Origin of the sequence: Pseudoalteromonas sp. Cn5-37 (assembly GCF_021532495.1) — a bacterium.
GTDB lineage: Bacteria > Pseudomonadota > Gammaproteobacteria > Enterobacterales > Alteromonadaceae > Pseudoalteromonas > Pseudoalteromonas simplex.
Map to the genome: position 1 here is coordinate 717,312 of NZ_JAKGBA010000001.1, position 24,758 is coordinate 742,069.

A 24,758-nucleotide genomic window follows, 5' to 3' on the forward strand; every position below is an offset into this window, starting at 1 on the left:
AAAACTAAAGTCTAAACTACACCACACCATTCAAGGTTAATAATTTATACCTATAGATTTTTTCCCAGAGATCACTTCAGAGTTCGTAAAGCCTTTTTAAAGGGACAGTCATTTAAAACCAACAACTACTGTATTTTTAAAATCTGAAGGCAGTGATTTAAAAATATAAAGGTTGAGTCAAAAAAATTACTAAACTTATTCTGTAATTATGTTTAGCGAGTGTGCTTCAGAGAGAATAGAGCTTTGACTTTAGCCTTTTAGGGCTAATTATTTCAAACAATTAAATTTAAAGCGTGACGATACTAGCGATTTGAAATTACGTTAAAATAAACCTAGAAACTTAACTCGCTAATAAAGTTCGGCTATTTGTAATGTTACTTCGTCGCTTGCGAGCTGTTTTAATACAATAACTTTCAATAGCACCCACTCGACCTGCAGCTCCATGAAATAAGTTTTCAAACTGAGTTGTTAGCGTTAACCAGTTTTCAGCTTCGAAATTCAGTCTTTCAAGAATAGGAGGTAAATGATGCTCTATATATCCAGGCTTATCCGCGCTGATACAACGCCCAGTTTGCTCCACAAGTAGCAGGTATGACTTTAACTCAAAAGGTATTCCCTTTGATTTATACTTACTCATGCCACCAATAAAACGAGCTAGTAATTTAGGTTGCTTTAACTCCTTCGCGCTTTCGCATCGCTTTTTAAAACTGGTATAGTCCGATTGCTCCGGCGTGCTCGCAGCTTTAGCACGAACAGGGTTTAAATCAACATAGGCCATGCAGGCTAAAAGCGCTGATTCATCAAGGATAGCTTGGCTTTTAAAGCGCCCTTCCCAAAAATGCCCAGTACATTCATCTTCTTTATTTGCCCGTCTGGCAATATATTCATTTAGCATTCGCATGAACCAACTAATGCTCGAAAGGCGCGCTCTGTATTCTGCAACCTCTTTATTTAAGAAGACTTGTTGACCATCACTTAACGGCTCACCATGAAGGGCTTTTTGAACTAAAGGCGTCATTTTACTGAGCTTAAACCAGCGTAAAAGGATGGCTTTATCCGATAACCTATTTGCTTTTTTATCATCAACATAAAGCACAAGATGCGTATGATTGCTCATCACCGCATAAGCACACACATCAATGCAAAATACCTTTGCAAGAGCAAGCAGACGCTGTTCAACCCACCCTCTGCGGTGTTCATATGATTTGCCTGTGAGTGCGTCTTCTCCACAAAGGTAGGCACGTCTAACACAGCGAGATACACAATGATAATATTTGGTATTCGACAAACAGATTTGCCGCTTCCTTGCTAAAGCCATCGTCCACTCCTTGAACTGATAATCTGAAATGCATTAGCTGTAATTAAAGTGTAGACAAAGTTTTCTGTGCCGCAAGAGCAATAAATACAGTGACTGTCCATGTAAAGTTAAATTTTATTAAGAATTAGAGTGCCTATCCGACTTAAAGTGACTGTCCATGTAAAGAGTTAAACACTTTGTTACGGAAAAAAGCTGTTCAAATATCGTCAAAACCCTATACTGCAAACAACAAGAAATAAGATGAGGTTTTCTCGTGCAGTTCACTCAAGGTATGGAATACTTCTTTTCTGGCTTTAAGTTAATTAGCCAAAAAGGGTTGAAACGTTTTGTACTTATTCCTTTATTAATCAATATTCTGCTTTTTGGTAGTTCGCTGTTCTTTTTGTATGGCTGGCTCACCGATGGCTTTGCTTACATGAACTCGTTATTACCAGAATGGCTTAGCTGGCTCGAGTGGCTAATGTGGCCAATTGCTGTGCTGGTGATTTTATTTAGTTACAGTATGCTCTTCACAGTTATAACAAACTTTATAGCAGCCCCATTTAACGGCCTACTCAGTGAAAAAGTCGAGCTTTATCTCACTGGGCAAAAAATTAATGACGATAGTCTTTTCGATACAATGAAAGATGTGCCACGCATGCTCGGCCGTGAGTGGACAAAACTTTGCTATTACCTGCCGCGCGCTATAGGCTTTTTTATCTTACTGTGGATTTTACCTGTGATCGGTCAAGTTTTATGGGTGTTATTCACTTGCTGGATGTATGCAGTACAATATGAAGACTATGCGTTCGATAACCATAAAATTAGTTTTAACGAAATGAAAAATGACTTAAAGCAAAAGCAAACATTATCTTATGGCTTTGGTTTAGCTGTCATGATTTTAACTGCTATCCCATTCGTAAACCTAATTGTTATGCCCGTTGCTGTTTGCGGTGGCACACGGTTATGGGTTGAAAACTATCGAAGCCAATATCGAAGTTAAAATGTTTGAAAAGCCAGTAGAAAACTATTGGCTTTTCAATACACTATAATTAAATTTAACTGGTAAAGGATCTGATAACTCGGTGCCAAAGCGAGGTTCATCAAATTGACTAATAACCACCGTAAATCTTTCTTCCCCCATATTGAGTATAAATGGGGTCCCTATCTTTGCTAGCTCTGAAATTTGTTTGTGTTTATTTTCTAATAAAACAGTGCCTAAACCTTTATTTTTAACTAAAAGTGCATGTGCGTTATTCCCTAAAACAATCCTAGCTTGATGTGATTCGCGATATTCAGCCCGCCATTGCCCTCTTTGGTATAGAGTGTATATGATTGAGATCCCATCGGGTTCAACGATACGTCCCTCTTGAATTTTACAATGTTGGCAACCAATTACTGAGCCTGATTTCCAGTTTACTGGCTGCCCATCATAATTTAATCTAGATGACATATGCCATTGAGGTTCAACATCTGGTGTGCATGCAACACAACATATCAACATAAAAAATATAACCAGATACTTCACTACTTAATCCCTTGCTTTTCTCTAGCAGCTTTAATTTCACTAAGAAGTTTTAAAGGTGGCGCTTGCTCTTCAATCATTCGTTGTTGTATATGCTTCGACACATCCTTTTGATCGCTATCTTGCTGATGAACACCGAAGCGATTGCCAGAGAAAAAGGTATAAAAACGAAGTTCAATCAAACTCCACTCATCAACATCATTTAGCACAGTTACGGCGGTATCATCATTCGTATCTTGGCTTAGAGTTTCAGTCAAATCAGCATTACAATTAAAATCTACAGCAGCAGAGCCGGGATACCTTAAACCATTAGCCTCTATTATATTATTTTCGTCTATGGAACTTCCGAGTCCATGCGAATAAGACATTACAAAATTTTCAGGAGAGTCAAATGGGCTATTAGTCAAATCCGCAGTTTGTACGGCACAATTGGCATTCTCACGATAGCGACTCGAATAATAGCGATCTCCCTCATTATTCCCTATCGTCGGTAACCCTCTCAACTGATAAAGGTAATTCATAATACTCAAATGATTTGGTTTATAGTTTGTACTTTCATCACCACCATGCTCTAAACCTAAATTATGGCCAAGCTCATGCATTATCGTTGATGCTTGGTAGTTGAAGGTTAAATTTCGAGATATTTCGTTATCAAGTGATAACCCCCAATTCCCCATACTTATCATCAAATCGTTACCACTTAATTCAGCAACCCCTGAAGAACCCGCACTGCCATCAATGTTTCGACTATTAGCCATTAACATATAATGAAATATCGGCTTACGTCTCATGTCAAAGTTTGCCATTTTATAATGAAACAAACTCTCAACACCTTGGTTAAAGTTATAAGGTGTATATTGTCTAAAGGTTACTTGATCACCCCCACCTAAATCATGATCTTGTACAGATATTCCCCCTGCTTGGTGGTACAAATCCCCCACATCAAAGTGAACAACAATGCCTTGCTCAGCGAACGAGCTTACCACTTTTTCCAATGCTGTTTGGTGCGGTATTATTCCCGCATCACTGCTATCCATATAATCCACTTCAATAAAGATATCTTTTTGATTAACTCTAGCTCCCCAAGCATGCAGAGGTAGTCCAGAAAAAGTTGACCCAGGGAGTTCTGAACAGTCAGGAATACCATCTTCATCACTGTCATCTTCGCAGCTAACATCATTAACACCCGCCGGTGTCGTAAATTGGCTATAGTGCCAATCAGATGATGAATTAGTATCTGTGTTATCTATATCTCTTTTAATACTTGAGCCAGTTACATTAGAAATGACAGGTGCTGATCCTGTTTGCCATTGTCCTGCCGTCAGAGGCTCAGTAGTGTCATTGCCAAATCGAACAAAATCCACAGTACTTCCCGAGTCACGCGTTAGTAATTCAACAAACCCATTCAAAAACCAATAAGGGCGAACCGTTGAGTCAATATCACCAATAAAAGCGATAGATTTATTTTGCTCAGTTGTATCGTAAAATAATTGATCACCAAAACCACTATGAACTATGAGATATTCCTCAGGAGCAATCACTTGGTCAGGCAAATTAAAAATTGTTGCGGCCGAAATACTATTATCAGAACTGTCACGACTTTTTACTCGTACACTGTAATCAGCTAAATTAACACTACTATCGGTTCCGTTATAAAGTTCAAACCAAGGCGTGTCGTTGCTAAAACGAATAGCGACAACCTCAGTTATCTTTAAATCATTACTTCCAGTTGTAAAAGTAGAAACTACTTGGGCTAAAGCAGGTGTATCAGCAAAATTAACTAAGTCTTCGGTTAATCTTAACGCATATTCTGTTGCTTGATTAAAAGCAGCTGTAAACTCAATATTGTTAAAATATTCATTGTCATTTCCTTGTGGTCCCGTCATCTCTAATGAGTCGATTGCTAAGCAAGTTTCAAAATTATCAGCTGATAATTGCACACTTCCCTCACATACACCATTGGCGCTATTAACAACTAAACTCGATGACTTCATCACATCAGACATCGATAACATAACTCGAGCATTTACACTCACAGCAGAGGCTGCATCTTCAGGGCTTACATTTACAACAGTGGCTGCACTAGTATCTGTAATTGTCACGCTCACTGTCGCTTGGGCACTCTGAGTTCCATCCGATACAGTTACAGTAAAAGGCGCTTGCGATATGCTATTTGATGCAGGTTGATAAAGATAACGAAAAGTTGTTGCATCAACTAAAGTGATACTCGCCCCAGCTAACTGCTGAGAAAAACTAATAGTTAACTCATCCCCATCAATATCACTCGCGTCAATAGTAAATTCTCTACTTTCATTAAACTCTGTAGTAATAGCAATATCAGACACTGTGGGTGGTTTATTAACATGAATGATCATAAATGTGAGGCTTGCTGAAGATATTGCTCCTTGATCATCTACCGCAGTGATCCGAAATATCACCTCGGCATTTTCAGACACTTCTGGCGCTGTGAAAGTAATAGTTTCTCCATTTTGCACAAAATCTACTGATGGCCCACTTAACTGCTGCCACTCAATATCTGCTATAACCCCGTCGCTGTCTGTAACAACCACAGAGACAGAAGCTTGCGTTAACTCAGTAATATCAGCAATCGCATCGAGGGTAATGACAGGCGCAAGATTTATGTAATTTTCAACCACAACACTAAATTCTGCAGAGCTTGTAGCTCCATCATCATCAGTTGCTGATACTTGGAAGGTAATTTCATCATTTGTTTCTACTTCAGGGGCCGTATAATTTATTAAATTATCAGTTGCAGTAAAATCGGTAATCGGGCCTGAAGTTTGCACCCAACTATAGCTAATAATACTACCATCACTGTCTGTTGCCGTAGCTGTTAATACTCCTTCAGCCCCTTCTTGAATATTTTGCGAACCAGTTATACTCACTGATGGAGCACTGTTTGCGCTTACATCTATAGTAAAAAGCGCCGTGCTTTGTTCACCAAAACTATCAGTAACTGTCACCGAAAAAACAAGCTGAGTTAAGGTTGCAACATTTGGTGTGGTAAAACTAATTGTGCTCGATCCATTTTCAAACTCTACATCTGGACCAGCCGTTTGCTGCCAATCATAACTAATAACCTCTCCATCAGAATCTGAGGCATTTGCACTAAGAGAAATATTGTTACTAGAAGAGGATATCTGAGGGCCAGCAACCGATATTGTCGGGGCTTGATTAACATTAATAATGGTAATAGTGATACTGGTTGTAGCTGTTGCGCCTTGATTATCAGTAACGCGCAAAGAAAATGAGACATCTGTGTCAGTATCTACTGCAGGAATTGATACATTGATTTGTTGACCGTTTGCTGCAAAATCGATAGAAGGGCCACCAGTTTGCTGCCAAGAAAAGTCGGCTATAGAACCATCACTATCGTTGGCTGACGCACTTAATGAAAGTGTTGCCAGCTCATTGACCTCAGTATCACCAGAAATACTTACTTGTGGCGCTTGGTTCTCAGCATTATTAGACTCTTCACTCCCTCCACCGCCTCCACAAGCCGTTAAAAAAATGGAAAATAAAATACTAAGCCCAAGTAACTTTATTCTATTCTCCATTTTTAAGCCCTCGCGATTAACTGTATAAACTTTGTGGCACCTTAGTTACATTTAAATGAACCGTGACCTCTTCACGGTCATGGTATAAGTGCTTAGCTTGCAGTTCGTAACTTACGCCATATTTATCAAGCTCTTCTTTAATCATTTTTAAACACTCGTAAACGCTATCAAAACGTTTTTTCATCGGTAGTTTAAGATTAAAAATAAGCTCTTTTGCGTAGGCGTTCACCGCCCAATCAATCATAAGGTTAGTCACTTTTGCTGGCTTTTCCACCATGTCACAGACTAACCATTGGATATTGCGCTTTTCTGGACGGTATTTAAAACCATCGACCCTAAAGTGCTTAACTTGCCCTGTTTCCATCAAGTCATCGTTCATAGGACCATTATCAATTGCGCTTACAAACATACCTCGGCGCACCAATTGATATGTCCAGCCCCCTGGGCAAGCACCTAAATCAACGCCTCGCATGCCAGGTTGCATACGTTCTTCAGCTTCATGAGGTGGAATAAACACGTTAAAGGCTTCATCGAGTTTTAACGTTGAGCGGCTCGGCGCATCACTCGGCATACGTAAACGCGGGATACCCATAAAGAAAGGCGAATTATTGAATGTATATGAATAGCCAACATAAGCACTGTCGTTTGCTAAAAATAACACATGCATAACAGGTTTTTTCTCAGCAATTTCGCGTGTTACCTTCGAGCGCTTTTCAAGCGATTTTTTCAGAGGTGTAGAAATCTTTTTGCAGAACTTACTTAGCTCTTTACCTTCGTTGGTATCTGGCGTTTCTACGCGTAGGTCACCACATTCAGGAAACTCAGCGGCAGCATCAACAATAGCACTAACGCGGTCTTCAAGTGGCATGTTATCGACTAAGGCGCCAGTAAACCATTGGCGAGCAAATACCATATTTTTGAAATCGACTTTTTTGATGATTTCTTCACCGTGGCTTGCATCAAAACATTCGTAAACAACAATGCCCGTATTTGGTTTTGTTTTTACGTAACCTGCAAAGCCCTGTTCAGCAGCCTGAAAAGTAATTTCAGCAGCGGCATCATTTTCAAAACCACTGCGACAATAAATAACTACACTCGACATAGATAACCCTTAAAACTTATATCGTGCTGCTTGAACTAACAAAATAGCCCAACCAATAATAAAACAAACACCGCCAATTGGGGTGATAGGCCCAAGCCACTTCATGCCCGTTAGTGCGAGTAAATACAAACTACCGCTAAATAACACGGTACCTGCGATAAAAAATCCACCAGCCCAGCTTAAGTTCATGCCCCATTTAACTAAGATAGCAATTGCTATCAATGCAAGGCCATGCACCATTTGGTATTCAGCAGCGGTTTTAAAAATTCCAATCGCATACTCAGAAACGCGGCTTTTTAAACCATGAGCAGCAAATGCGCCAAGCATTACCGAAAGCATGCAAAATAAGCTACCAATCATTAAATAGAGTTTGATCATTGCGTATCTCCAGCCGCTAAATTCAAAATAAACTGCGCTGCATAATCTGCAGCTTGCTGTAAGTTTTCTTGTTCTGAAATGCCACTTTTTTTACGAGGTTTTAATGAGTGGTCACCATCTTTGAGAAATTTAATCTCTGGCGGATTAACCATTTCAAGTTCAGCGAGTTCTTGCTGATTCCCAAATGTATCACGCTCACCTTGCAGGACTAAAAAAGGGCATGGCATATCAACAAAATGATCTATACGCAGTTTATCGGGTTTACCCGGTGGGTGAAACGGATAGCCAAAAGCCACAACACCTGCAATTTGAGCTTGGTCTTGCTCAGTACAAAGCATCGAAGCCATACGCCCACCCATAGATTTACCCCCAATAAAAAGCGGCAATTCTGGCTGGCGCTCGGCTAAAACTTCACCAAAGTAGGCAAGTAACTTAGGAGCGCGCTCGGGTGGTCTACGCTTGCCTGTTTCTTTTGCAATTTGCATATACTGAAAATCAAACAAGGCTACATCAATCCCATGCTGACTAATCAAGTTAGCCATTGTTTGCATAAACTCAGAATCACTGCCTGCCCCTGCACCATGGGCAAATATAAACTGTGCACGCGCCTTGCCCGTTGTACTTTTAAACCACTGTAACATGTTAATACTCTTGTTCTTGTTCAACTAAGCTCAGCATCCAGTCTTTGAAAGACACTATTTTGCCAAGCTCTGTTTGCGATTCGCGGATCACTAAATAGTATGCATTTTTACTTTCTAATGAGTGATTAAATGGAATAACTAGACGACCCGCATCAATATCAGGTTTTGCTAAAACGCTATTACCAATGGCAACCCCCTGTCCATGCACCGCGGCTTGCAATACCATAGATGAGTGACTAAAAATCGGCCCTTGGTTAACTTGTACATTACGCACACCAGCCGTTTTCATCCACGTTTTCCAATTTTTACGGGTGGTATCATGCAATAAGGTATGATTTGCTAAATCACTGGGTTGATTAAGTGGCTTAGGACCCGTTAACAGCAATGGGCTACATAATGGCACTAGATATTCAGTATGCAGCTTATATGTCTGTACCCCACTCCAGTGGCCACGACCATAATAAATAGCAATATCTACATCGTCAGAAAGTGAATTTTCATCCTGATCTTGCGCTTTAATTCGCACGTCGATTTCTGGATGTAATTCATTAAATAAACTAAGTCTAGGTACTAACCATTGAATCGCAAAACTTGGCGTTAAACTTACCGTGAGTGACCCTTTCGCACCGCGGGCTAGCAGTTTTTCTGTGGCATCAATGAGCTGAGTAAAAATTTCTTTTATATCTAAAAAGTAACCTTGCCCTTCTTCAGTTAACAGCAAAGAACGATTTTTACGTAAAAACAGCTTTAAACCTAAATGCTCTTCAAGGGTTTTAATTTGATGGCTCACCGCAGCCTGCGTTACATATAGCTCTTCTGCTGCTTTGGTAAAGCTCAAATGGCGGGCAGCGGCTTCGAATGCTTTTAGTGCATTTAAAGGAGGTAAACGACGAGACATAGACACCAAGCTTAGAATTAGTTTTTCTTATGCGTCGATTATAGCGATACAAATAAAAAAAGGCGACCATGGTCGCCTTTTTCATACTTAAATACTTATATATTTAAATTATAAATCGCTTGCGCTGGTATCGAGTGGTGCAAAGCTCTTAACTAAGTCATCAACCGCTTTCATTTGCGATAAGTAACCTTCTAGCTTGCTTAGTGCAAGTGCACATGGGCCGTCACATTTTGCTTCATTCGGATTAGGGTGCGCTTCAATAAATAAACCCGCAATACCTAATGCCATGCCACTGCGAGCAAGTTCTGCAGCTTGTGCACGGCGACCATCCGCAGAGTCAGCTCGGCCTCCCGGGCGTTGTAATGCGTGCGTTGCATCAAAGATAACCGGCGCCATAGGCTTCATGTCATCCATACCAAGCATATCAACCACAAGGTTGTTATAACCAAAGCTTGTGCCACGCTCACACAGTGCAACATTGTTGTTGCCCGCTTCATTAAACTTTTTAATGATATGACGCATTTCGTGTGGTGCTAAAAACTGTGGCTTTTTCACATTGATAATAGCGCCAGTTTTTGCCATGGCTACGACTAAGTCAGTTTGACGAGCTAGGAATGCCGGTAACTGAATTACATCAACTACTTCAGCTACAGGAGCTGCTTGATGCGGCTCATGTACGTCAGTGATCAGTGGCACATTGAAAGTAGATTTAATTTCTTCAAAGATTTTTAAACCTTCTTCCATGCCAGGGCCACGGTATGAGTTAATTGAAGAGCGATTAGCTTTATCAAAAGACGCTTTAAAAACGTATGGAATGTTTAGCTTTGATGTTACTTCTACGTAATGCTCCGCAATTCGCATCGCTAAATCACGTGATTCAAGTACGTTCATACCGCCAAACAATACAAATGGTTTGTCGTTGGCTAATTCAATCTCGTTAATTTTAATTAACTGGTTGTTCATTTCTATTCCTTAAGGTGCAACAGCTTGTAGCATTAATCCACAAATATAAGCCATGTAAGTACCAACACCATAGCCTAAAACAGCAAGTAAAACACCTACTGGCGCAAGTGATGGGTGGAATGCTGATGCAACAACAGGTGCTGATGCTGCGCCGCCTACATTGGCCTGAGAGCCTACCGCCATATAAAACAGTGGTGCTTTAATTAGTTTCGCCACAATAAGCATTAAGCTTGCGTGAGTAATCATCCAAATAACACCGAGTACGAAGTACATTGGTGAATCAAAAATCGCGGTAATATTCATGTGTAAGCCAATTGAAGCAACAAGAATATATAAAAAGCTTGATGCTACTTTTGACGCACCAAAAGCTTCAATATGGCGAACTTTAGTAAACGATAAACTAATACCAATTGTGGTAGAGATAACGATTAACCAGAAGAATTTACTGTTTAAACTATACTCTTGTGCCCACGGGAAGTTAGCCCCAAAGAACGGACCTAAAAAGTCAGCACAAAAATGTGCAAGGCCAGTAATACCAAAGGCAATTGCGATAATCGTCATGTAATCATTTAGAGTTGGCATGCGCGCATGCTCAGCATGATACTTTTCTACGCGCTCTTTTAAATCTTCAATTGCACGCGTATCTGCGCCTGTTTTAGCATCAATCGCCTTATGGTTTGCTGCCATTAATAACAGTACGGCCATCCATAAGTTAGCCACAATCACATCAACTGTCACCATTGCAGAGAAGATATCGCCGCCTACTTCAAACATTTCTTTCATTGAAGCTTGGTTTGCGCCGCCACCAATCCAGCTACCGGCGATAGTCGTCATACCACGCCACACTGCGTCAGGGCCATGGCCCCCCACCGCTTCTGGGTAAACTGCGCTCATTACTAAGATAGCCAAAGGGCCACCAATAACAATACCCAAGGTACCTGTTAAAAACATGATTAATGCTTTTGGTCCAAGGTTTAGGATCGCTTTTAAATCAATACTGATGGTAAGCAAGATTAAGCAAGCTGGCAGTAAATAGCGTGACGCTACAAAATATACATTCGAAGAATGACCATCAACAATCCCAAAAGTATTGAGTAATGATGGTAAAAAGTAGCAAAGCAATAATGCTGGTACATATTTATAAAATTTTTGGCAGGCAGCATTATTACTGTGCGAGGTTTTAAAAATAAACCCCAAAATAACGGCAAGCAAACCAAGTACGACTGCGTCATTGGTAATTAGCGCACTGTGGGCGTCAGTCATAAATGTTCCTTTAAATTAGTGGTGTGTATTATTGTTGTCTTCTATTTCAGCTATCTGGTGCTGAATTAATTCGATAGCGGGATCATCTGGGCACTCATTAATAAAGTACTGCAAATCATCACGCGCCATTTTTGGGCAATCTAGCTGATTAAGTAAATAGCCGCGGTCACGACGCTCATAAGGGTCATCACCAAGTAATTCCATCAGCATATCAACACAATGCAATGCATGACCAAATTTACTTTCGCTGATGAACGACCATTTTTGCTGTGCTAGATACAGCTTATAAAGCTCTTCTTCAAAAATCAGTTCAAGCGGTTCTTGCTCATCGCCATTTTCTTCACAGGCATTCTCAGGTGTTATATACCAGCTCTGCTGACCTGTGCTTGGCTCAATTAAATAGCCCTCTTCATCACTCATCCCAACGTGAACGTGCACGTCTCCCTGACTAAGTGTGACCGTGGCATCAAGTTCAGCATGCTGTAATAAATGACAAAGTAAAATTGCCAGCGTGGTTTGCGTGCCACTGCGCATAGTAATGGTATAGCTAAAGCTATTTAACGTGTACTCTGGCACTTTTAAGCTTGATGAGCTAAACAGCCATTGCTGATAAAAGGTATCAAGTAACTTATCGAGACGCTCATGTGGCTCTTTTAATTCGGCGCAAAGAGCTGTTACCGTATTTTCAAGCTCATTAAGGGTGTCATAACAGGCTGTTAAATCAGCTTGTTGATCCCACTTTAATTCAGCGTCGATACAACGATAAAGCACTTTAGAAGAAAATGCGTCAAAGGCCTCATCTTGATAGGATTCATTTTGATCTTCAAACCAAGGGGTGGTCATTTATACTGCTACATCTCTTTCAAAAACGAACAGCTAGTTTACCTACTTTTGCTTTAAGTTACCAATACTGAGCGTTGAGATATAAAAAAGCGGTACGACAGCCAATGCAATCAAATACCGCTCAGAGATTTGTTATAAAAGAAGTGCTGTTTTTGCAGATGCTAAATAACCAATTGCTAATAAAATAAGCGTGGTAATCGCAAGTAATACAAGCTTCGCGCTTTTTGCACTTTGCTTAGCGGCAACCACACCGAGTAAAATATAAGCAACCACTAAGATTATCTTTTCTAATAACCAAGATTGTTCAAGCGGGTTAAAACCGGCCATTACAATTAATGCCACTGCAGAAATAAGTAATAAGGTGTCGATACTGTGGCTGCCAATAAACACTACTTTGTTTTTTGCCAGAACGCCCGTCTTTAAGCGAGAGAAAGAACGAACGTAGAATAAGATAATACTCAACACGGCAAATAACATGTGAGTATGTTTTACTGCTAAATAATCCATATGCCCCTAATTTTATTTTAATTAATCTGGATAACGTACAAGTACGTCTTCTATTTCTTTAATTCGCTGATTAAACACATCAATCAACTTTGGATCAAATTGTTTGCCCTGTTGCGCGTTAATTTCTTTCACAACATCGTCAAGCGACCACGGCTCTTTGTAGCAGCGCTTATGACGTAGTGCATCAAATACATCAGCTAAAGCAACGATGCGACCTGCAATAGGGATGTCTTCGCCTTTCAACCCTTTCGGGTAGCCTGAACCATCCCAACGCTCATGGTGTGACAACGCAATCACTGCGCCAGTATTAACAATGTCACGATTGGAGTCTTTTAAAATTAAATGACCTTTTTCAGCATGAAGTTGCATGATAGCCCACTCTTCATCGGTCAATGGCCCCGGCTTATTTAATATAGCGTCGGGAATACCCACTTTACCCACATCATGCAATGGCGCAGCTAAGCGAATAAGCTCTGCTTCGCGTTTTGATAGACCATAGCCCATGGCAAGTTCATAACAAATGTGCGACACACGCTTTACATGGTTACCTGTTTCTGTTGAACGTTGCTCTAACGCTTCACTGAGCCTAAATACTAACTCTTGTTGTGTTGCTTCGATTTCAGATTGTAACTGTACATTTTCATACGCCAGCTGCACATTTTGCGAAAAGATTTCAATCAAGTGACGCTGAGTGTCGGTTAAATGCTTAGGGATACCTGAAATAAACAACATGGAATTATGATTATATTCACTACTGCAATAGGCAAATAAATAGTTCTCACGATAAACAATGGTTTTTTCATTTAAGGCTTGCTGACAGGCTTGAAGCTGATCGTGACTTAACACCTCTTCAATCGCCTTGCCTTCACTGCGTTCAAACTCACCTCGGCCCGAAAACACCACTAGCTTCTTTTGGTTATCTTGCGGGTTACTCGCAACTAAACTGGTTGCATACATGGCCTGATCAACGGTTCCTAATAATGAGGTAAGTTGTTGCATCACCCCTTCAATAAAGCTTTCAAGAGAATGAGTTGAAAAGATATCACGTGAAGCTTTAATAATTTTTTCAAGGCCTTGACGAGATTGTTCTATCGACAAAATATCACGATATGAACGCAAGCTCGACATCACTACTGTGAACAGTTTTTGTGCTGTTAATTCAGTTTTTGATTTGTAGTCATTGATATCGTAATTAACGATGACTTGACGCTCTGGTGCTTGCCCAGGCTGACCAGTGCGAAGAATGATACGAATATGATTATTTTTTGCGGTTTCACGAATAAACTTGGCAACTTTAAGGCCGGCATCGTCGGTTTCCATAACCACATCGAGTAATACGATAGCCGCATCTGGATGCTCTTGAATAACCTGCTTAGCTTCTTCACCCGAATAGGCGCTAATAAACTCTAAACGTTTATCTTGAAATTCAAAGTCACTCAACGCAAGCTTTGTTACGGCATGTACTTCTGGCTCGTCATCAACGACGATGACTTTCCAACTACCCTGAACCACCTCATTAACTTCGTCAAGTGCTTCATCCGAAAACAAAAAATCATCCATTCTATGGGATCCTCAAAGGCTATGTACGCACAGTGCGCTTTATTGTTATTTAGGCCATTGTGCTAACGTTACACGGTCATTACCGCCAAGATCTTTAATTGTAAGTATATGGCTATACGACATTTGTGCAAAAAATTCTTGTACCTTCACACTTTGTTTGTAGCCATGTTCAATTAAAAGATAGCCATTTGTTGCTAAATAGTCACGTGCGATAGTAATAATTTGTTTAATATCGGCCATACCGTCGTCATCTGCAACTAATGCAGAGAGCGGCTCAAAGCGAACATCACCTTGGCTTAAGTGCTCATCATCATGTTCAATATACGGAGGATTGCTAACAATTAGGTCAAACTTTTGTCTACTTACTGCACTAAACCAATTGCTCAACGCAAAAGTGGCGTTGTTAATATTGAGTCGTTGTTTGTTCTCTTCTGCAAGCTCAACTGCAGCAGCCACTCTATCAACCCCTGTCACCTGCCAATTAGGCATTTCACTGGCTAATGCCAAGGCAATTGCCCCTGTGCCAGTGCCTAAGTCAAGCACGTTTGCAGCAGAAGGAAGCTCAAGCCCTAAAGCATATTCAACTAATGTTTCGGTATCAGGTCTTGGGATCAGAGTTGTTGGATTAACCTTTAAAGGAAGACTCCAAAATTCACGAAAACCAACAATATGCGCAACTGGTTCACCATTTAAACGACGCTGACATGCTTGTTCAAAATCAAGTTGTTGCTGTTCGGTAAGTTGTTTTTCGGGCCAGGTAAATAAGTAGCTACGAGGTTTATCAAGAATGGATAATAACAGGACTTGTGCGTCTAACTTTGCACTGTCGCTGCTAGGCGTTAATAACGCCGTTGCAGCAACAATTGCTTGTTCAATGCTTTGTGGCACGATTATTCATCGCCCATCGCAGCAAGTAAGTCAGCTTGGTGTTCTTGCATTAGAGGTTCGATAACACTTCCTAAATCACCGGCAACAACTTCATTCAAACGATAAAGTGTTAAGTTAATACGGTGATCGGTAATACGACCTTGCGGGTAGTTATAAGTACGAATACGCTCAGAGCGGTCACCACTACCTACTAAATTACGACGTTCTGACGCTTCAGCCGCTTGACGCTTTTCATCTTCAGCCTGTTGTAAACGTGCACCTAGTACAGACATCGCTTTGGCACGGTTTTTATGCTGTGAACGCTCATCCTGACACTCTACAACCACACCCGTTGGAATGTGTGTAATACGGATTGCTGAGTCAGTTTTATTTACGTGCTGACCACCGGCACCTGATGCACGGAAGGTATCGACTTTAATATCTGCAGGGTTAATCTCAATTGCTTCCGCTTCAGGAATTTCTGCCATAACGGCTACAGTACAAGCTGAGGTATGAACACGACCTTGAGACTCAGTCTCTGGTACACGTTGTACACGGTGCGCACCTGATTCAAACTTAAGCTGACCATACACGCCTTCGCCAGAGATATGCGCAATGACTTCTTTATAACCGCCGTGCTCACCTTCGTTAGTACTTACTACCTCTACTTTCCACTTTTTAGTTTCAGCGTAGCGGCTGTACATACGGAATAAATCACCTGCAAAGATAGCAGCTTCATCACCACCAGTACCGGCACGAACCTCTAAATAGACGTTATTATTGTCTTTAGGGTCTTTTGGTAACATTAGAATTTGGATTTCATCTTCTAATGCAATAATTTGTGCTTTTGCTTCTTTGTATTCTTCTTGCGCCATTTCACGCATATCAGGATCAGAGTCTTTTAACATTTCTTCAGCTGTAGCAACATCATCTTGTGCTTGTTGGTACGCTAAAAATGCTTTTACGATTTCTTCTAATTCTGAGTATTCTTTAGATAAGGCACGAAAGCGATTTTGGTCGCTGATCACAGAGGGGTCGCTTAGTAGCGCTTGCACTTCCTCATAACGCTCAACTAAGGTTTCTAATTTTCTATAAACAGACTCTTTCATTTAACGACTATTCCTGATCAATACCTAACATTTTCTTTAATTGGCTTAACTCCGCTGCTTCACCTTTTTTAGCAGCATCTTGAATGGCACGGGTAGGTGCGTGCATCAAGCGGTTGGTCAGTTTGTTTGCCAACTCGAGTATTACTTTTTCTGCCTCTTTACCTGCTTGTAGCTGGCCAAGGGCTTTTTCGACAAGTTCTGACTTTATATCTTGTACATCGTTGCGATAATGGCGAATAAGATCCACCGAATCGAGTGAACGCAACCACATAGCAAATTCATCGGTACGTGAGCGAATAATAGCTTGCGCTTGCTCCGCAGCCTGCTCACGGGCCGCGATATTCTCGCTTACTATGGCTTGTAAGTCATCAACTGAATACAAATAGGCAGCATCTAATTCGCCTACTTGGCTTTCGATATCACGCGGTACCGCAATATCGATAAATAACATTGGTTTGTGGCGGCGCTTTTTCAACGCCTGTTCTACCACCCCTTTACCAATAATAGGCAAGGTACTGGCGGTTGAACTAATAACAATATCGGCGTCGTGTAAACGCTCAGGTAACTGGGCAAGTGCAATCACATCCGCGTCAACCTCACTCGCTAAAGTTTTAGCGCGTTCAATAGTACGGTTTGCCACCGTTATTTTTTGCGGATCGTTTTGGTATAAGTGCTTAGCAACGAGTTCAATCGTTTCACCTGCACCAATTAGCAGTACATTGGTTTTATCTAGTTTGCCGTAAATATGTTTCGCAAGATTAACCGCGGCATAAGCAACAGATACTGCGCTAGCACCAATATCAGTTTCGGTACGAACTTGTTTTGCAACAGAAAATGTTTTTTGAAACAAGCGGTCAAAGGTTACACCAATGGCATCGTGAGTTTTTGCATTATGGTAGGCTTGTTTTATTTGCCCTAAAATTTGCGGCTCGCCGAGTACTAACGAATCTAGACCACAAGACACCCGCATTAAGTGATTAATTGCTTCGTGATCTTCATGATAATAGATATTGTTGCTCAGTTCATGTTCATCCAATCCATGGAAACTGGCTAACCAGTGCAACAGGGTTTGGGAATTACGCTCAGCAAGGCTACAATAGATTTCAGTTCGGTTGCAGGTCGAAACAATAACCGCTTCATTAAAATGCGCATGACCACTTAATTGCTGTAACGCCTCAGACATTTGCTCAGGCGAAAACGCGACTTTTTCGCGTAATTCTACGGATGCGGTTTTGTGATTTATACCAAGTGCTACGATGGTCATATGTACCAAATATTGCTAAGCCCAGCTGTAAAGGCATTAATTTTACCAAAAATCAGCGGAATATGGAAAGTAAGGAACGACATTTGATTAAACAATATTTGATTTTATTCATGTTTTTTTTATTTATCGGCGGTTGTGCGCAAAAAATTTCAACAGTTGATTACATTTATACTGACTGGAAAAGCCGATTAGAACAACAAGCTCAATGGCAAGTGCAAGGCAAAATGGCATTTATTAGTACAGAGCAGCGCCAGTCAGCCAATTTAAATTGGCAACATGATGAGCAATACAGCGAAATGGTACTTACCAGTTTTATTGGTACCCGTATTCTGTCTTTAAAGCAAAATGCACAAGGTGCTGAGCTTGAGTATGACGACAATGTATATACCGACCGTGATGCCTCAATGTTGTTATATCGTTTAACCGGTTTTTCAATCCCATTAGATAATGCCGCAAAGTGGCTAAAAGGTACCGTCGAGAGCGACCAAGCAAGCTATGATGAGCAAGGCCGTTTAAAAAGTCTTATTTGGCAAGCTCACAATGGTCAACAGTGGCAAATAACCTATTCAGACTTCATCAAACAAGATGGTTATTGGCTTCCTGTTAAGCTAAGCCTTAAAAACAATAAAATTCGTATTAAAATTCAACTTAATGATTGGCAGTTAAATTAATCATGACACACGCTTCAACCGCCCCGCTAACGTTAATAGCACCTGCAAAACTTAATTTATTCCTTCATATAAATGGTCGCCGTAAAGATGGCTACCATGAACTCGAAACCTTATTTACCTTTTTAGAATTTGGTGATGACTTAACATTTACTGTCAACAACGAGCCAAATATTACAGTAATCGGTGATACAAACGGTATTGAGCTTGCAGATAACCTTATATATAAAGCAGCCCGTTTATTACAACAGCACTGTGATTGCCAACAAGGCGCTTCAATAAAGCTATTAAAACGTTTGCCTATGGGCGGCGGTGTTGGCGGCGGCTCATCTGATGCCGCCACTACCCTGCTTGCTCTTAATAAACTATGGGGTTGTGATTTATCACTTACAGAATTAGCTCAGCTTGGGGTGAAATTAGGCGCTGATGTACCAGTATTTATCAATGGTCACACTGCCATTGCCCATGGGATTGGCGAGCAACTAGAAAATATTGAATTACCGCAAAGTTGGTTCTGTGTAGTGCATCCAGGGCAGCATGTGAGCACTGCGAAAATTTTTAGCCACCCAGATTTAAAGCGCGACACACCTAAGCTAAAAGCAGACTGGCAAACAGAAAATTTAGGCAATGATTGTGAGGCTTTAGTTAAAAAGCTCTGCCCCGAGGTTGAAAAAGCCCTGCAGTGGTTGCTAAAATACGCCCCGTCAAAGATGACTGGTACAGGCGCTTGCTGCTTTGCTGAGTTTTCAACCGAGGCACAAGCACAACAAGTTTTAGCTCAATTACCAGAAAAATGGACAGGTTTTGTTGCAAGTAGTGCTACACTTTCTCCTGCTCATACAGCATTAAATGCTCACTTTGAAATGAAGTAACGTACAAGTAAATGTTAACCTGCTTTGGTGCCTACCATAGCCTGTTAGTCCCAAAATTCAGTGCCTGAGGAACCCTACCGTGCCTGACATGAAGCTCTTCGCTGGTAACGCAACACCTGAGCTAGCTCAAAAAGTTGCAAAACGTTTGTATATTGAATTAGGCGATGCTGTTGTTGGCCGTTTTAGTGACGGTGAGATCAGTGTTCAAATTAATGAAAATGTTCGTGGCTCTGACGTTTTCATTGTCCAATCAACCTGTAACCCTACTAACGATAACTTAATGGAGCTTATCGTTATGGTTGATGCCCTACGTCGTGCGTCTGCTGGACGTATTACTGCCGTTATCCCTTACTTTGGTTATTCACGTCAAGACCGCCGCGTGCGTTCTGCGCGTGTACCAATTACAGCTAAAGTAGTTGCAGATTTCCTTTCAAGTGTTGGTGTTGACCGCGTTCTAACGGTTGATTTACACGCTGAACAAATCCAAGGTTTCTTCGACGTACCAGTTGATAACGTATTTGGTAGCCCAGTTCTACTTGAAGATATGAAAGAACGCGACTTCGATGACGTTGTTGTTGTTTCTCCTGATATCGGTGGTGTTGTTCGTGCTCGTGCAATCGCTAAGCTATTAAACGACACAGACCTTGCAATTATCGACAAGCGTCGTCCACAAGCAAACGTTTCACAAGTAATGCACATTATTGGTGACGTTGAAGGTCGTGACTGTATTATCGTTGATGACATGATCGATACCGGTGGCACTTTATGTAAAGCAGCAGCAGCGCTTAAAGAACACGGTGCAAAACGCGTATTTGCTTACGCCACTCACCCAGTACTTTCTGGTAATGCAGCTGAGAACATTCGTAACTCAGTCATTGATGAAGTTATCGTGACTGACTCAATTACACTGTCTGATGAGCTTAAAGCAATTGATAAAATCAAAGTGCTTACACTTGCAGATATGCTTGCTGAAACAATCCGTCGTATCAGCAACGAAGAATCTATTTCAGCGATGTTTGAACACTAATCAACATTACTGTAATACTAAAAAAAGCACCGTCTAGGTGCTTTTTTTGTAGTCGTTATTTATTTTCCCTGAAAGGGGTGGTATGATAGCGCGCCTTTTGGCTAGGGACCTTGGTCGCAAAGGCCCTAAGACTATTAATTATTGGAGACATTATGTCAACTTACACATACAATGCAGAATTACGTACAGAAACAGGTACTGGTGCGAGCCGCCGCCTACGCCGTGAAGATAAAGTTCCTGCAATCCTTTACGGTGCTGACAAAGAAGCTGCATCAATCGTTCTTGCACACAAAGATATGATCAAAGCGCAAGAAGACGAAGGTTTCTACACGCACATCCTTACTTTAAACATCGGTGGCGAGTCAGTTGAAGCTATCCTTAAAGATATTCAACGTCACCCGTACAAGCCTAAGATCACTCACTTAGACTTCCAACGTGTAGATGCTACTCACAAACTTCACACTAAAGTGCCTGTACACTTCATCGGTGAAGAGAAAGTAACTAAAGCTGGTAACACTGTTGTTCACCAATTAACTGAAATCGAAATCACGTGTCTTCCTAAAGCACTTCCTGAGTTCATTGAAGTTAACGTTTCAGATTTAGTAGCTGGTGATTCAATCCACCTTTCTGACCTTAAACTTCCTTCAGGTGTTTCATCTGTTGAGCTAACTAAAGGCGCTGATCACGATCAGTCAGTTGTTACTGTTAAAGCTAACAAAGCAGCTCCAGCTGAAGAAGAAGCTTCAGAAGACGCTGCAGAATAATTTTTAAGGTGTAAACACCTTGAATTCTATTCAAATGCTTGTGGGCCTGGCTAATCCAGGCCCCGAATACGCAAACACACGCCATAATGCAGGTGCTTGGTTCATCGAAGAACTGGCTGCACGTTATAACTGCACACTCAAACATGATCCTAAATATCACGGCCTCACCGGCAAAGTGATTATTCAAGGCCAAGAATTTAAATTACTGATCCCTACAACTTATATGAATTTAAGTGGTAAGGCGGTGAGTAGTCTCGCTAATTTCTTTAAAATCCCTGTTGAGAACATTCTCGTTGCTCATGACGAAATGGACTTAGATCCTGGGATTGCAAAACTTAAAAAAGGTGGCGGCCACGGCGGTCATAATGGTTTAAAAGATATTATTGCGAAAATGGCAAACCAAAAAGATTTCATGCGCCTTCGCATAGGCATTGGTCATCCAGGTCACCGAGAAATGGTAACGGGCTGGGTGCTAGGTAAAGCCGCGAAAGACGATCAAGAAAAAATGGACGCCGCCGTTGACGAAGCAGTTCGTTGTATGGAAATACTTGCAAAAGATGGTGTGTTAAAAGCACAAAACAGACTACATTCATTTAAACCTTAATCCGTTTTAATGAAATTACACAAGGTATCTTACTATGGGTTTTAAATGTGGCATCGTTGGTTTGCCAAACGTTGGTAAATCAACTCTATTTAATGCACTAACTAAAGCGGGTATTGAAGCCGCTAACTTCCCTTTCTGTACCATTGAGCCTAACACGGGTGTGGTACCAGTTCCTGATGCGCGCTTGAATGATTTAGCCGCTATCGTAAATCCTCAGCGTATTTTACCAACGACGATGGAATTCGTTGATATTGCCGGTCTAGTAAAAGGCGCATCGAAAGGTGAAGGATTAGGTAACCAATTCTTAGCAAACATTCGTGAAACAGATGCGATTGGTCACGTTGTTCGTTGTTTTGAAGACGAAAACATTGTTCACGTTGCTGGCACAATTGACCCTGCTGATGATATCGATGTAATTAACACTGAATTAGTACTTGCTGATATGGACAGTGCTGATAAAGCGATTGTTCGTAATGCTAAAAAAGCAAAAGGCGGCGACAAAGACGCTAAAGAGCAAAATGCTGTTTTAGAAAAAGTAAAAGTACACTTAGATGAAGGTTTAACTTTACGTTCTTTAGAACTAACAAAAGAAGAAAAAGCAGCGATTAAGCCGCTTAACTTCTTAACAATCAAACCTACCATGTATATTGCTAACGTGGCAGAAGACGGTTTTGAAAATAATCCTTACCTAGACAAAGTACGTGAAATTGCCGCTGCAGAAGATGCGGTTGTTATTCCAGTATGTGCAGCGATTGAATCTGAGTTATCTGAACTTGAAGAAGAAGATAAACTAGAATTTATGGCTGACCTAGGTTTAGAAGAACCAGGTCTTAACTTAGTGATCCGTGGTGGTTACGAGTTACTTAAATTACAAACCTACTTCACAGCGGGTGTTAAAGAAGTACGTGCATGGACAATCCCAGTAGGTGCGACTGCGCCACAAGCTGCGGGTAAAATCCACACTGACTTTGAGCGTGGCTTTATCCGTGCACAAACTATTGCATTTGACGACTACATTGCGTTTAAAGGCGAAAGCGGTGCTAAAGAAGCTGGTAAGATGCGTCAAGAAGGTAAAGAGTACATCGTTAAAGACGGCGATGTGATGAACTTCTTATTTAACGTATAAGCATATTTACTCATTCGATTTTAAAAGGCTCGTTATTACGAGCCTTTTTTATTGTCTAAGAATTACTAACTCCTTCCCTAAAACATCAAAGCATGGTGAGTAATACTTCTGCTTGCTCTTTTTAGTGATGTATTATGTTACTCAAGCTGAACTGTGAGTTGTATTATTAAGAGTGATAACGACCGTTAATTGAGGGAAACTTCAAAGCTCGCTCCCCATTTTGCAAACTGTTGACTACTCGATTAGCAAATTGTGGTTATTTTAAAAGTAAAAACAAGCCCCCTTAGTAACAAAATGGCCTATATAAATTCATTCGCTTTCGCTTTTTTATGTTCAAATCACCTAAAAGATCACACTAACTAATTTTGAAACTTGATTTTTGTATGAAAATCAAGCAGCTTTAAATGTGCGTTTTAAAACTCTTACTATACGTTTGGGAATTAAACTCATAAATTGCAGTCAAAAAAACAGCAAATTAAATGAAATTTCGCCACTTAGCTTAATTTTAATGCAAACAAACACTGATAAGCATTTTTTTGCAAAAAAGGTGTTGACGGATTTAGGTCATATCAGCATAATACGCCCCGCACTCAGCGATGAAGTGCTAACAAAAAAGATGGCTAAGTAGCTCAGTTGGTTAGAGCACATCACTCATAATGATGGGGTCACAGGTTCAAATCCCGTCTTAGCCACCATTCCTTTTGTTGCTCAATGAAGAGTTTAAAATAACTACCAGTACTTTAAGTACGAATGATGCGGGAGTGGCGGAATTGGCCGATGTCTTGATTAAGACGCTGGATTTAGGTTCCCTTACTACGAACGCAAAAGGTATGCGGGAGTGGCGGAATTGGTAGACGCGCTGGATTTAGGTTCCAGTAACTTCGGTTGTGAGAGTTCAAGTCTCTCCTTCCGCACCATGTTCTTGATAAGAACTCAAACTATCAAGCTTTTGTTGGGATATCGCCAAGCGGTAAGGCAGCAGGTTTTGATCCTGCCATTCCCAGGTTCAAATCCTGGTATCCCAGCCACGATGGCTAAGTAGCTCAGTTGGTTAGAGCACATCACTCATAATGATGGGGTCACAGGTTCAAATCCCGTCTTAGCCACCATTCTTTCTTAAGAATGGCTCTGCAGGAGTTAAAGCTGCACTCAATGAAGAGTTTAAAATAACTACCAGTACTTTTAGTACGAATGATGCGGAGTAGCGGAATTGGCCGATGTCTTGATTAAGACGCTGGATTTAGGTTCCCTTACTACAAGCGCAAAAGGTATGCGGGAGTGGCGGAATTGGTAGACGCGCTGGATTTAGGTTCCAGTAACTTCGGTTGTGAGAGTTCAAGTCTCTCCTTCCGCACCATGTTCTTGATAAGAACCAAAACTATCAAATTATTCTTTGTTGGGATATCGCCAAGCGGTAAGGCAGCAGGTTTTGATCCTGCCATTCCCAGGTTCAAATCCTGGTATCCCAGCCACTTTCTCAAAGTGTCAAAGAATGCTCAATGAAGAGTCTAAAATAACTACCAGTACATTAGTACGAATGATGCGGGAGTGGCGGAATTGGTAGACGCGCTGGATTTAGGTTCCAGTAACTTCGGTTGTGAGAGTTCAAGTCTCTCCTTCCGCACCATGTTCTTGATAAGAACTCAAACTATCAAATTATTCTTTGTTGGGATATCGCCAAGCGGTAAGGCAGCAGGTTTTGATCCTGCCATTCCCAGGTTCAAATCCTGGTATCCCAGCCACTTTCTCTACCAAGAGAGTGAGTAAGAAAACTCACGCTAAGAGTTTAAATTAGCAAACCTTATGATGCGGGAGTGGCGGAATTGGTAGACGCGCTGGATTTAGGTTCCAGTAACTTCGGTTGTGAGAGTTCAAGTCTCTCCTTCCGCACCATGTTCTTAA

22 protein-coding genes and 9 tRNA genes are annotated in these 24,758 nt (G+C 41.0%); 16 read left to right on the forward strand and 15 right to left on the reverse strand.

Translation table 11 applies throughout. The features are described from left to right. Positions 1-340: 340 nt before the first annotated feature. Positions 341-1,318: a transposase gene (locus L1266_RS03260; protein WP_235376844.1), complete on the reverse strand. Its 978-nt coding sequence runs from the start codon at positions 1,316-1,318 to the stop codon at positions 341-343. 271 nt (positions 1,319-1,589) lie between these two features. Here L1266_RS03260 and cysZ point away from each other — a divergent pair, with 271 nt between their 5' ends. Continuing rightward, complete coding sequence (gene cysZ, locus L1266_RS03265; RefSeq protein ID WP_206004105.1) at positions 1,590-2,300, forward strand: sulfate transporter CysZ; 711 nt, start codon at positions 1,590-1,592, stop codon at positions 2,298-2,300. Between the two features lie 24 nt (positions 2,301-2,324). On the opposite strand, the gene L1266_RS03270 is transcribed toward cysZ, so the two are convergent. From L1266_RS03270 to hemA, 14 genes are all read right to left on the reverse strand, one after another. Then, the gene (locus L1266_RS03270; protein WP_235376845.1) at positions 2,325-2,825 is read right to left on the reverse strand and encodes a hypothetical protein; all 501 of its coding nucleotides are present in this window, start codon (positions 2,823-2,825) and stop codon (positions 2,325-2,327) included. Further along, a complete protein-coding gene (locus L1266_RS03275) occupies positions 2,825-6,400 on the reverse strand; it encodes a PKD domain-containing protein (RefSeq protein WP_235376846.1) in 3,576 nt (1,191 codons plus the stop codon). Before L1266_RS03275 ends, L1266_RS03270 begins: the two co-directional genes overlap by 1 nt. Before the next feature lie 16 nt (positions 6,401-6,416). Next, entirely contained in the window at positions 6,417-7,502 is a 1,086-nt protein-coding gene (rlmM, locus tag L1266_RS03280) for a 23S rRNA (cytidine(2498)-2'-O)-methyltransferase RlmM (protein ID WP_138602676.1), read from the reverse strand. 9 nt (positions 7,503-7,511) lie between these two features. Further along, positions 7,512-7,880: a DUF423 domain-containing protein gene (locus L1266_RS03285; RefSeq protein WP_235376848.1), complete on the reverse strand. Its 369-nt coding sequence runs from the start codon at positions 7,878-7,880 to the stop codon at positions 7,512-7,514. Next, the gene (locus L1266_RS03290; protein ID WP_235376850.1) at positions 7,877-8,521 is read right to left on the reverse strand and encodes an alpha/beta family hydrolase; all 645 of its coding nucleotides are present in this window, start codon (positions 8,519-8,521) and stop codon (positions 7,877-7,879) included. Before L1266_RS03290 ends, L1266_RS03285 begins: the two co-directional genes overlap by 4 nt. Before the next feature lies 1 nt (position 8,522). Next, the gene (locus L1266_RS03295; RefSeq protein WP_063706073.1) at positions 8,523-9,419 is read right to left on the reverse strand and encodes a transcriptional regulator GcvA; all 897 of its coding nucleotides are present in this window, start codon (positions 9,417-9,419) and stop codon (positions 8,523-8,525) included. A 108-nt stretch (positions 9,420-9,527) separates the two neighbouring features. After that, complete coding sequence (kdsA, locus tag L1266_RS03300; protein WP_054561809.1) at positions 9,528-10,382, reverse strand: 3-deoxy-8-phosphooctulonate synthase; 855 nt, start codon at positions 10,380-10,382, stop codon at positions 9,528-9,530. 9 nt (positions 10,383-10,391) lie between these two features. Further along, positions 10,392-11,645, reverse strand: a complete 1,254-nt coding sequence (locus tag L1266_RS03305) for a DUF819 family protein (RefSeq protein WP_054551643.1) — start codon at positions 11,643-11,645, stop codon at positions 10,392-10,394. A 15-nt stretch (positions 11,646-11,660) separates the two neighbouring features. Then, positions 11,661-12,488: a tetratricopeptide repeat protein gene (locus tag L1266_RS03310; protein ID WP_054551644.1), complete on the reverse strand. Its 828-nt coding sequence runs from the start codon at positions 12,486-12,488 to the stop codon at positions 11,661-11,663. A gap of 132 nt (positions 12,489-12,620) precedes the next feature. Continuing rightward, a complete protein-coding gene (locus L1266_RS03315; protein WP_235376852.1) occupies positions 12,621-12,995 on the reverse strand; it encodes a SirB2 family protein in 375 nt (124 codons plus the stop codon). Between the two features lie 21 nt (positions 12,996-13,016). Beyond that, complete coding sequence (locus L1266_RS03320; RefSeq protein ID WP_054551646.1) at positions 13,017-14,555, reverse strand: response regulator; 1,539 nt, start codon at positions 14,553-14,555, stop codon at positions 13,017-13,019. 45 nt (positions 14,556-14,600) lie between these two features. Then, positions 14,601-15,443: a peptide chain release factor N(5)-glutamine methyltransferase gene (gene prmC, locus L1266_RS03325; RefSeq protein WP_235376854.1), complete on the reverse strand. Its 843-nt coding sequence runs from the start codon at positions 15,441-15,443 to the stop codon at positions 14,601-14,603. A gap of 2 nt (positions 15,444-15,445) precedes the next feature. Next, on the reverse strand, positions 15,446-16,531 hold the full coding sequence (gene prfA, locus L1266_RS03330) for a peptide chain release factor 1 (protein WP_054551648.1): 1,086 nt from the start codon (positions 16,529-16,531) through the stop codon (positions 15,446-15,448). Positions 16,532-16,538: 7 nt separating this feature from the next. Next, positions 16,539-17,795: a glutamyl-tRNA reductase gene (hemA, locus tag L1266_RS03335; RefSeq protein ID WP_054551649.1), complete on the reverse strand. Its 1,257-nt coding sequence runs from the start codon at positions 17,793-17,795 to the stop codon at positions 16,539-16,541. Positions 17,796-17,878: 83 nt separating this feature from the next. Here hemA and lolB point away from each other — a divergent pair, with 83 nt between their 5' ends. The 15 genes from lolB (at position 17,879) to L1266_RS03410 (ending at position 24,749) form a co-directional block, all read left to right on the forward strand. Further along, positions 17,879-18,466: a lipoprotein insertase outer membrane protein LolB gene (lolB, locus tag L1266_RS03340; protein ID WP_235376855.1), complete on the forward strand. Its 588-nt coding sequence runs from the start codon at positions 17,879-17,881 to the stop codon at positions 18,464-18,466. A gap of 2 nt (positions 18,467-18,468) precedes the next feature. Continuing rightward, a complete protein-coding gene (gene ispE, locus L1266_RS03345; RefSeq protein WP_235376857.1) occupies positions 18,469-19,335 on the forward strand; it encodes a 4-(cytidine 5'-diphospho)-2-C-methyl-D-erythritol kinase in 867 nt (288 codons plus the stop codon). A gap of 79 nt (positions 19,336-19,414) precedes the next feature. Next, a complete protein-coding gene (locus L1266_RS03350; RefSeq protein WP_054551652.1) occupies positions 19,415-20,362 on the forward strand; it encodes a ribose-phosphate pyrophosphokinase in 948 nt (315 codons plus the stop codon). A gap of 152 nt (positions 20,363-20,514) precedes the next feature. Beyond that, positions 20,515-21,126, forward strand: a complete 612-nt coding sequence (locus L1266_RS03355) for a 50S ribosomal protein L25/general stress protein Ctc (RefSeq protein ID WP_138619876.1) — start codon at positions 20,515-20,517, stop codon at positions 21,124-21,126. A gap of 19 nt (positions 21,127-21,145) precedes the next feature. Then, on the forward strand, positions 21,146-21,730 hold the full coding sequence (gene pth, locus L1266_RS03360; RefSeq protein WP_082389177.1) for an aminoacyl-tRNA hydrolase: 585 nt from the start codon (positions 21,146-21,148) through the stop codon (positions 21,728-21,730). Between the two features lie 34 nt (positions 21,731-21,764). Continuing rightward, positions 21,765-22,856 (forward strand): redox-regulated ATPase YchF, encoded by a 1,092-nt coding sequence (gene ychF, locus L1266_RS03365; RefSeq protein WP_054551655.1) that lies wholly within the window; start codon positions 21,765-21,767, stop codon positions 22,854-22,856. Positions 22,857-23,474: 618 nt separating this feature from the next. Continuing rightward, positions 23,475-23,551: transfer RNA gene (locus L1266_RS03370), tRNA-Met, on the forward strand. Positions 23,552-23,688: 137 nt separating this feature from the next. Beyond that, positions 23,689-23,773, forward strand: a tRNA-Leu gene (locus L1266_RS03375). 36 nt (positions 23,774-23,809) lie between these two features. Then, positions 23,810-23,884, forward strand: a tRNA-Gln gene (locus tag L1266_RS03380). A gap of 4 nt (positions 23,885-23,888) precedes the next feature. Continuing rightward, positions 23,889-23,965 (forward strand) — tRNA-Met (locus tag L1266_RS03385). 163 nt (positions 23,966-24,128) lie between these two features. Then, positions 24,129-24,213 (forward strand) — tRNA-Leu (locus L1266_RS03390). Positions 24,214-24,253: 40 nt separating this feature from the next. Further along, positions 24,254-24,328 (forward strand) — tRNA-Gln (locus L1266_RS03395). A 70-nt stretch (positions 24,329-24,398) separates the two neighbouring features. Further along, positions 24,399-24,483: transfer RNA gene (locus L1266_RS03400), tRNA-Leu, on the forward strand. A 40-nt stretch (positions 24,484-24,523) separates the two neighbouring features. Next, positions 24,524-24,598: transfer RNA gene (locus L1266_RS03405), tRNA-Gln, on the forward strand. Positions 24,599-24,664: 66 nt separating this feature from the next. Beyond that, a tRNA-Leu gene (locus tag L1266_RS03410) sits at positions 24,665-24,749 on the forward strand. The last annotated feature ends 9 nt before the right edge of the window (positions 24,750-24,758 follow it).

Bases quoted from the DNA above. Each gene is read 5' to 3' on its own strand.
- cysZ (WP_206004105.1), top strand. From the start codon at position 1,590: ATGGAATACTTCTTTTCTGGCTTTAAGTTAATTAGCCAAAAAGGGTTG.
- L1266_RS03275 (WP_235376846.1), bottom strand. From the start codon at position 6,400: ATGGAGAATAGAATAAAGTTACTTGGGCTTAGTATTTTATTTTCCATT.
- prfA (WP_054551648.1), bottom strand. From the start codon at position 16,531: ATGAAAGAGTCTGTTTATAGAAAATTAGAAACCTTAGTTGAGCGTTAT.
- L1266_RS03305 (WP_054551643.1), bottom strand. From the start codon at position 11,645: ATGACTGACGCCCACAGTGCGCTAATTACCAATGACGCAGTCGTACTT.
- hemA (WP_054551649.1), bottom strand. From the start codon at position 17,795: ATGACCATCGTAGCACTTGGTATAAATCACAAAACCGCATCCGTAGAA.
- rlmM (WP_138602676.1), bottom strand. From the start codon at position 7,502: ATGTCGAGTGTAGTTATTTATTGTCGCAGTGGTTTTGAAAATGATGCC.
- ispE (WP_235376857.1), top strand. From the start codon at position 18,469: ATGACACACGCTTCAACCGCCCCGCTAACGTTAATAGCACCTGCAAAA.
- L1266_RS03355 (WP_138619876.1), top strand. From the start codon at position 20,515: ATGTCAACTTACACATACAATGCAGAATTACGTACAGAAACAGGTACT.
- L1266_RS03320 (WP_054551646.1), bottom strand. From the start codon at position 14,555: ATGGATGATTTTTTGTTTTCGGATGAAGCACTTGACGAAGTTAATGAG.
- L1266_RS03295 (WP_063706073.1), bottom strand. From the start codon at position 9,419: ATGTCTCGTCGTTTACCTCCTTTAAATGCACTAAAAGCATTCGAAGCC.
- ychF (WP_054551655.1), top strand. From the start codon at position 21,765: ATGGGTTTTAAATGTGGCATCGTTGGTTTGCCAAACGTTGGTAAATCA.
- L1266_RS03285 (WP_235376848.1), bottom strand. From the start codon at position 7,880: ATGATCAAACTCTATTTAATGATTGGTAGCTTATTTTGCATGCTTTCG.
- L1266_RS03290 (WP_235376850.1), bottom strand. From the start codon at position 8,521: ATGTTACAGTGGTTTAAAAGTACAACGGGCAAGGCGCGTGCACAGTTT.
- L1266_RS03260 (WP_235376844.1), bottom strand. From the start codon at position 1,318: ATGGCTTTAGCAAGGAAGCGGCAAATCTGTTTGTCGAATACCAAATAT.
- L1266_RS03310 (WP_054551644.1), bottom strand. From the start codon at position 12,488: ATGACCACCCCTTGGTTTGAAGATCAAAATGAATCCTATCAAGATGAG.
- kdsA (WP_054561809.1), bottom strand. From the start codon at position 10,382: ATGAACAACCAGTTAATTAAAATTAACGAGATTGAATTAGCCAACGAC.
- L1266_RS03315 (WP_235376852.1), bottom strand. From the start codon at position 12,995: ATGGATTATTTAGCAGTAAAACATACTCACATGTTATTTGCCGTGTTG.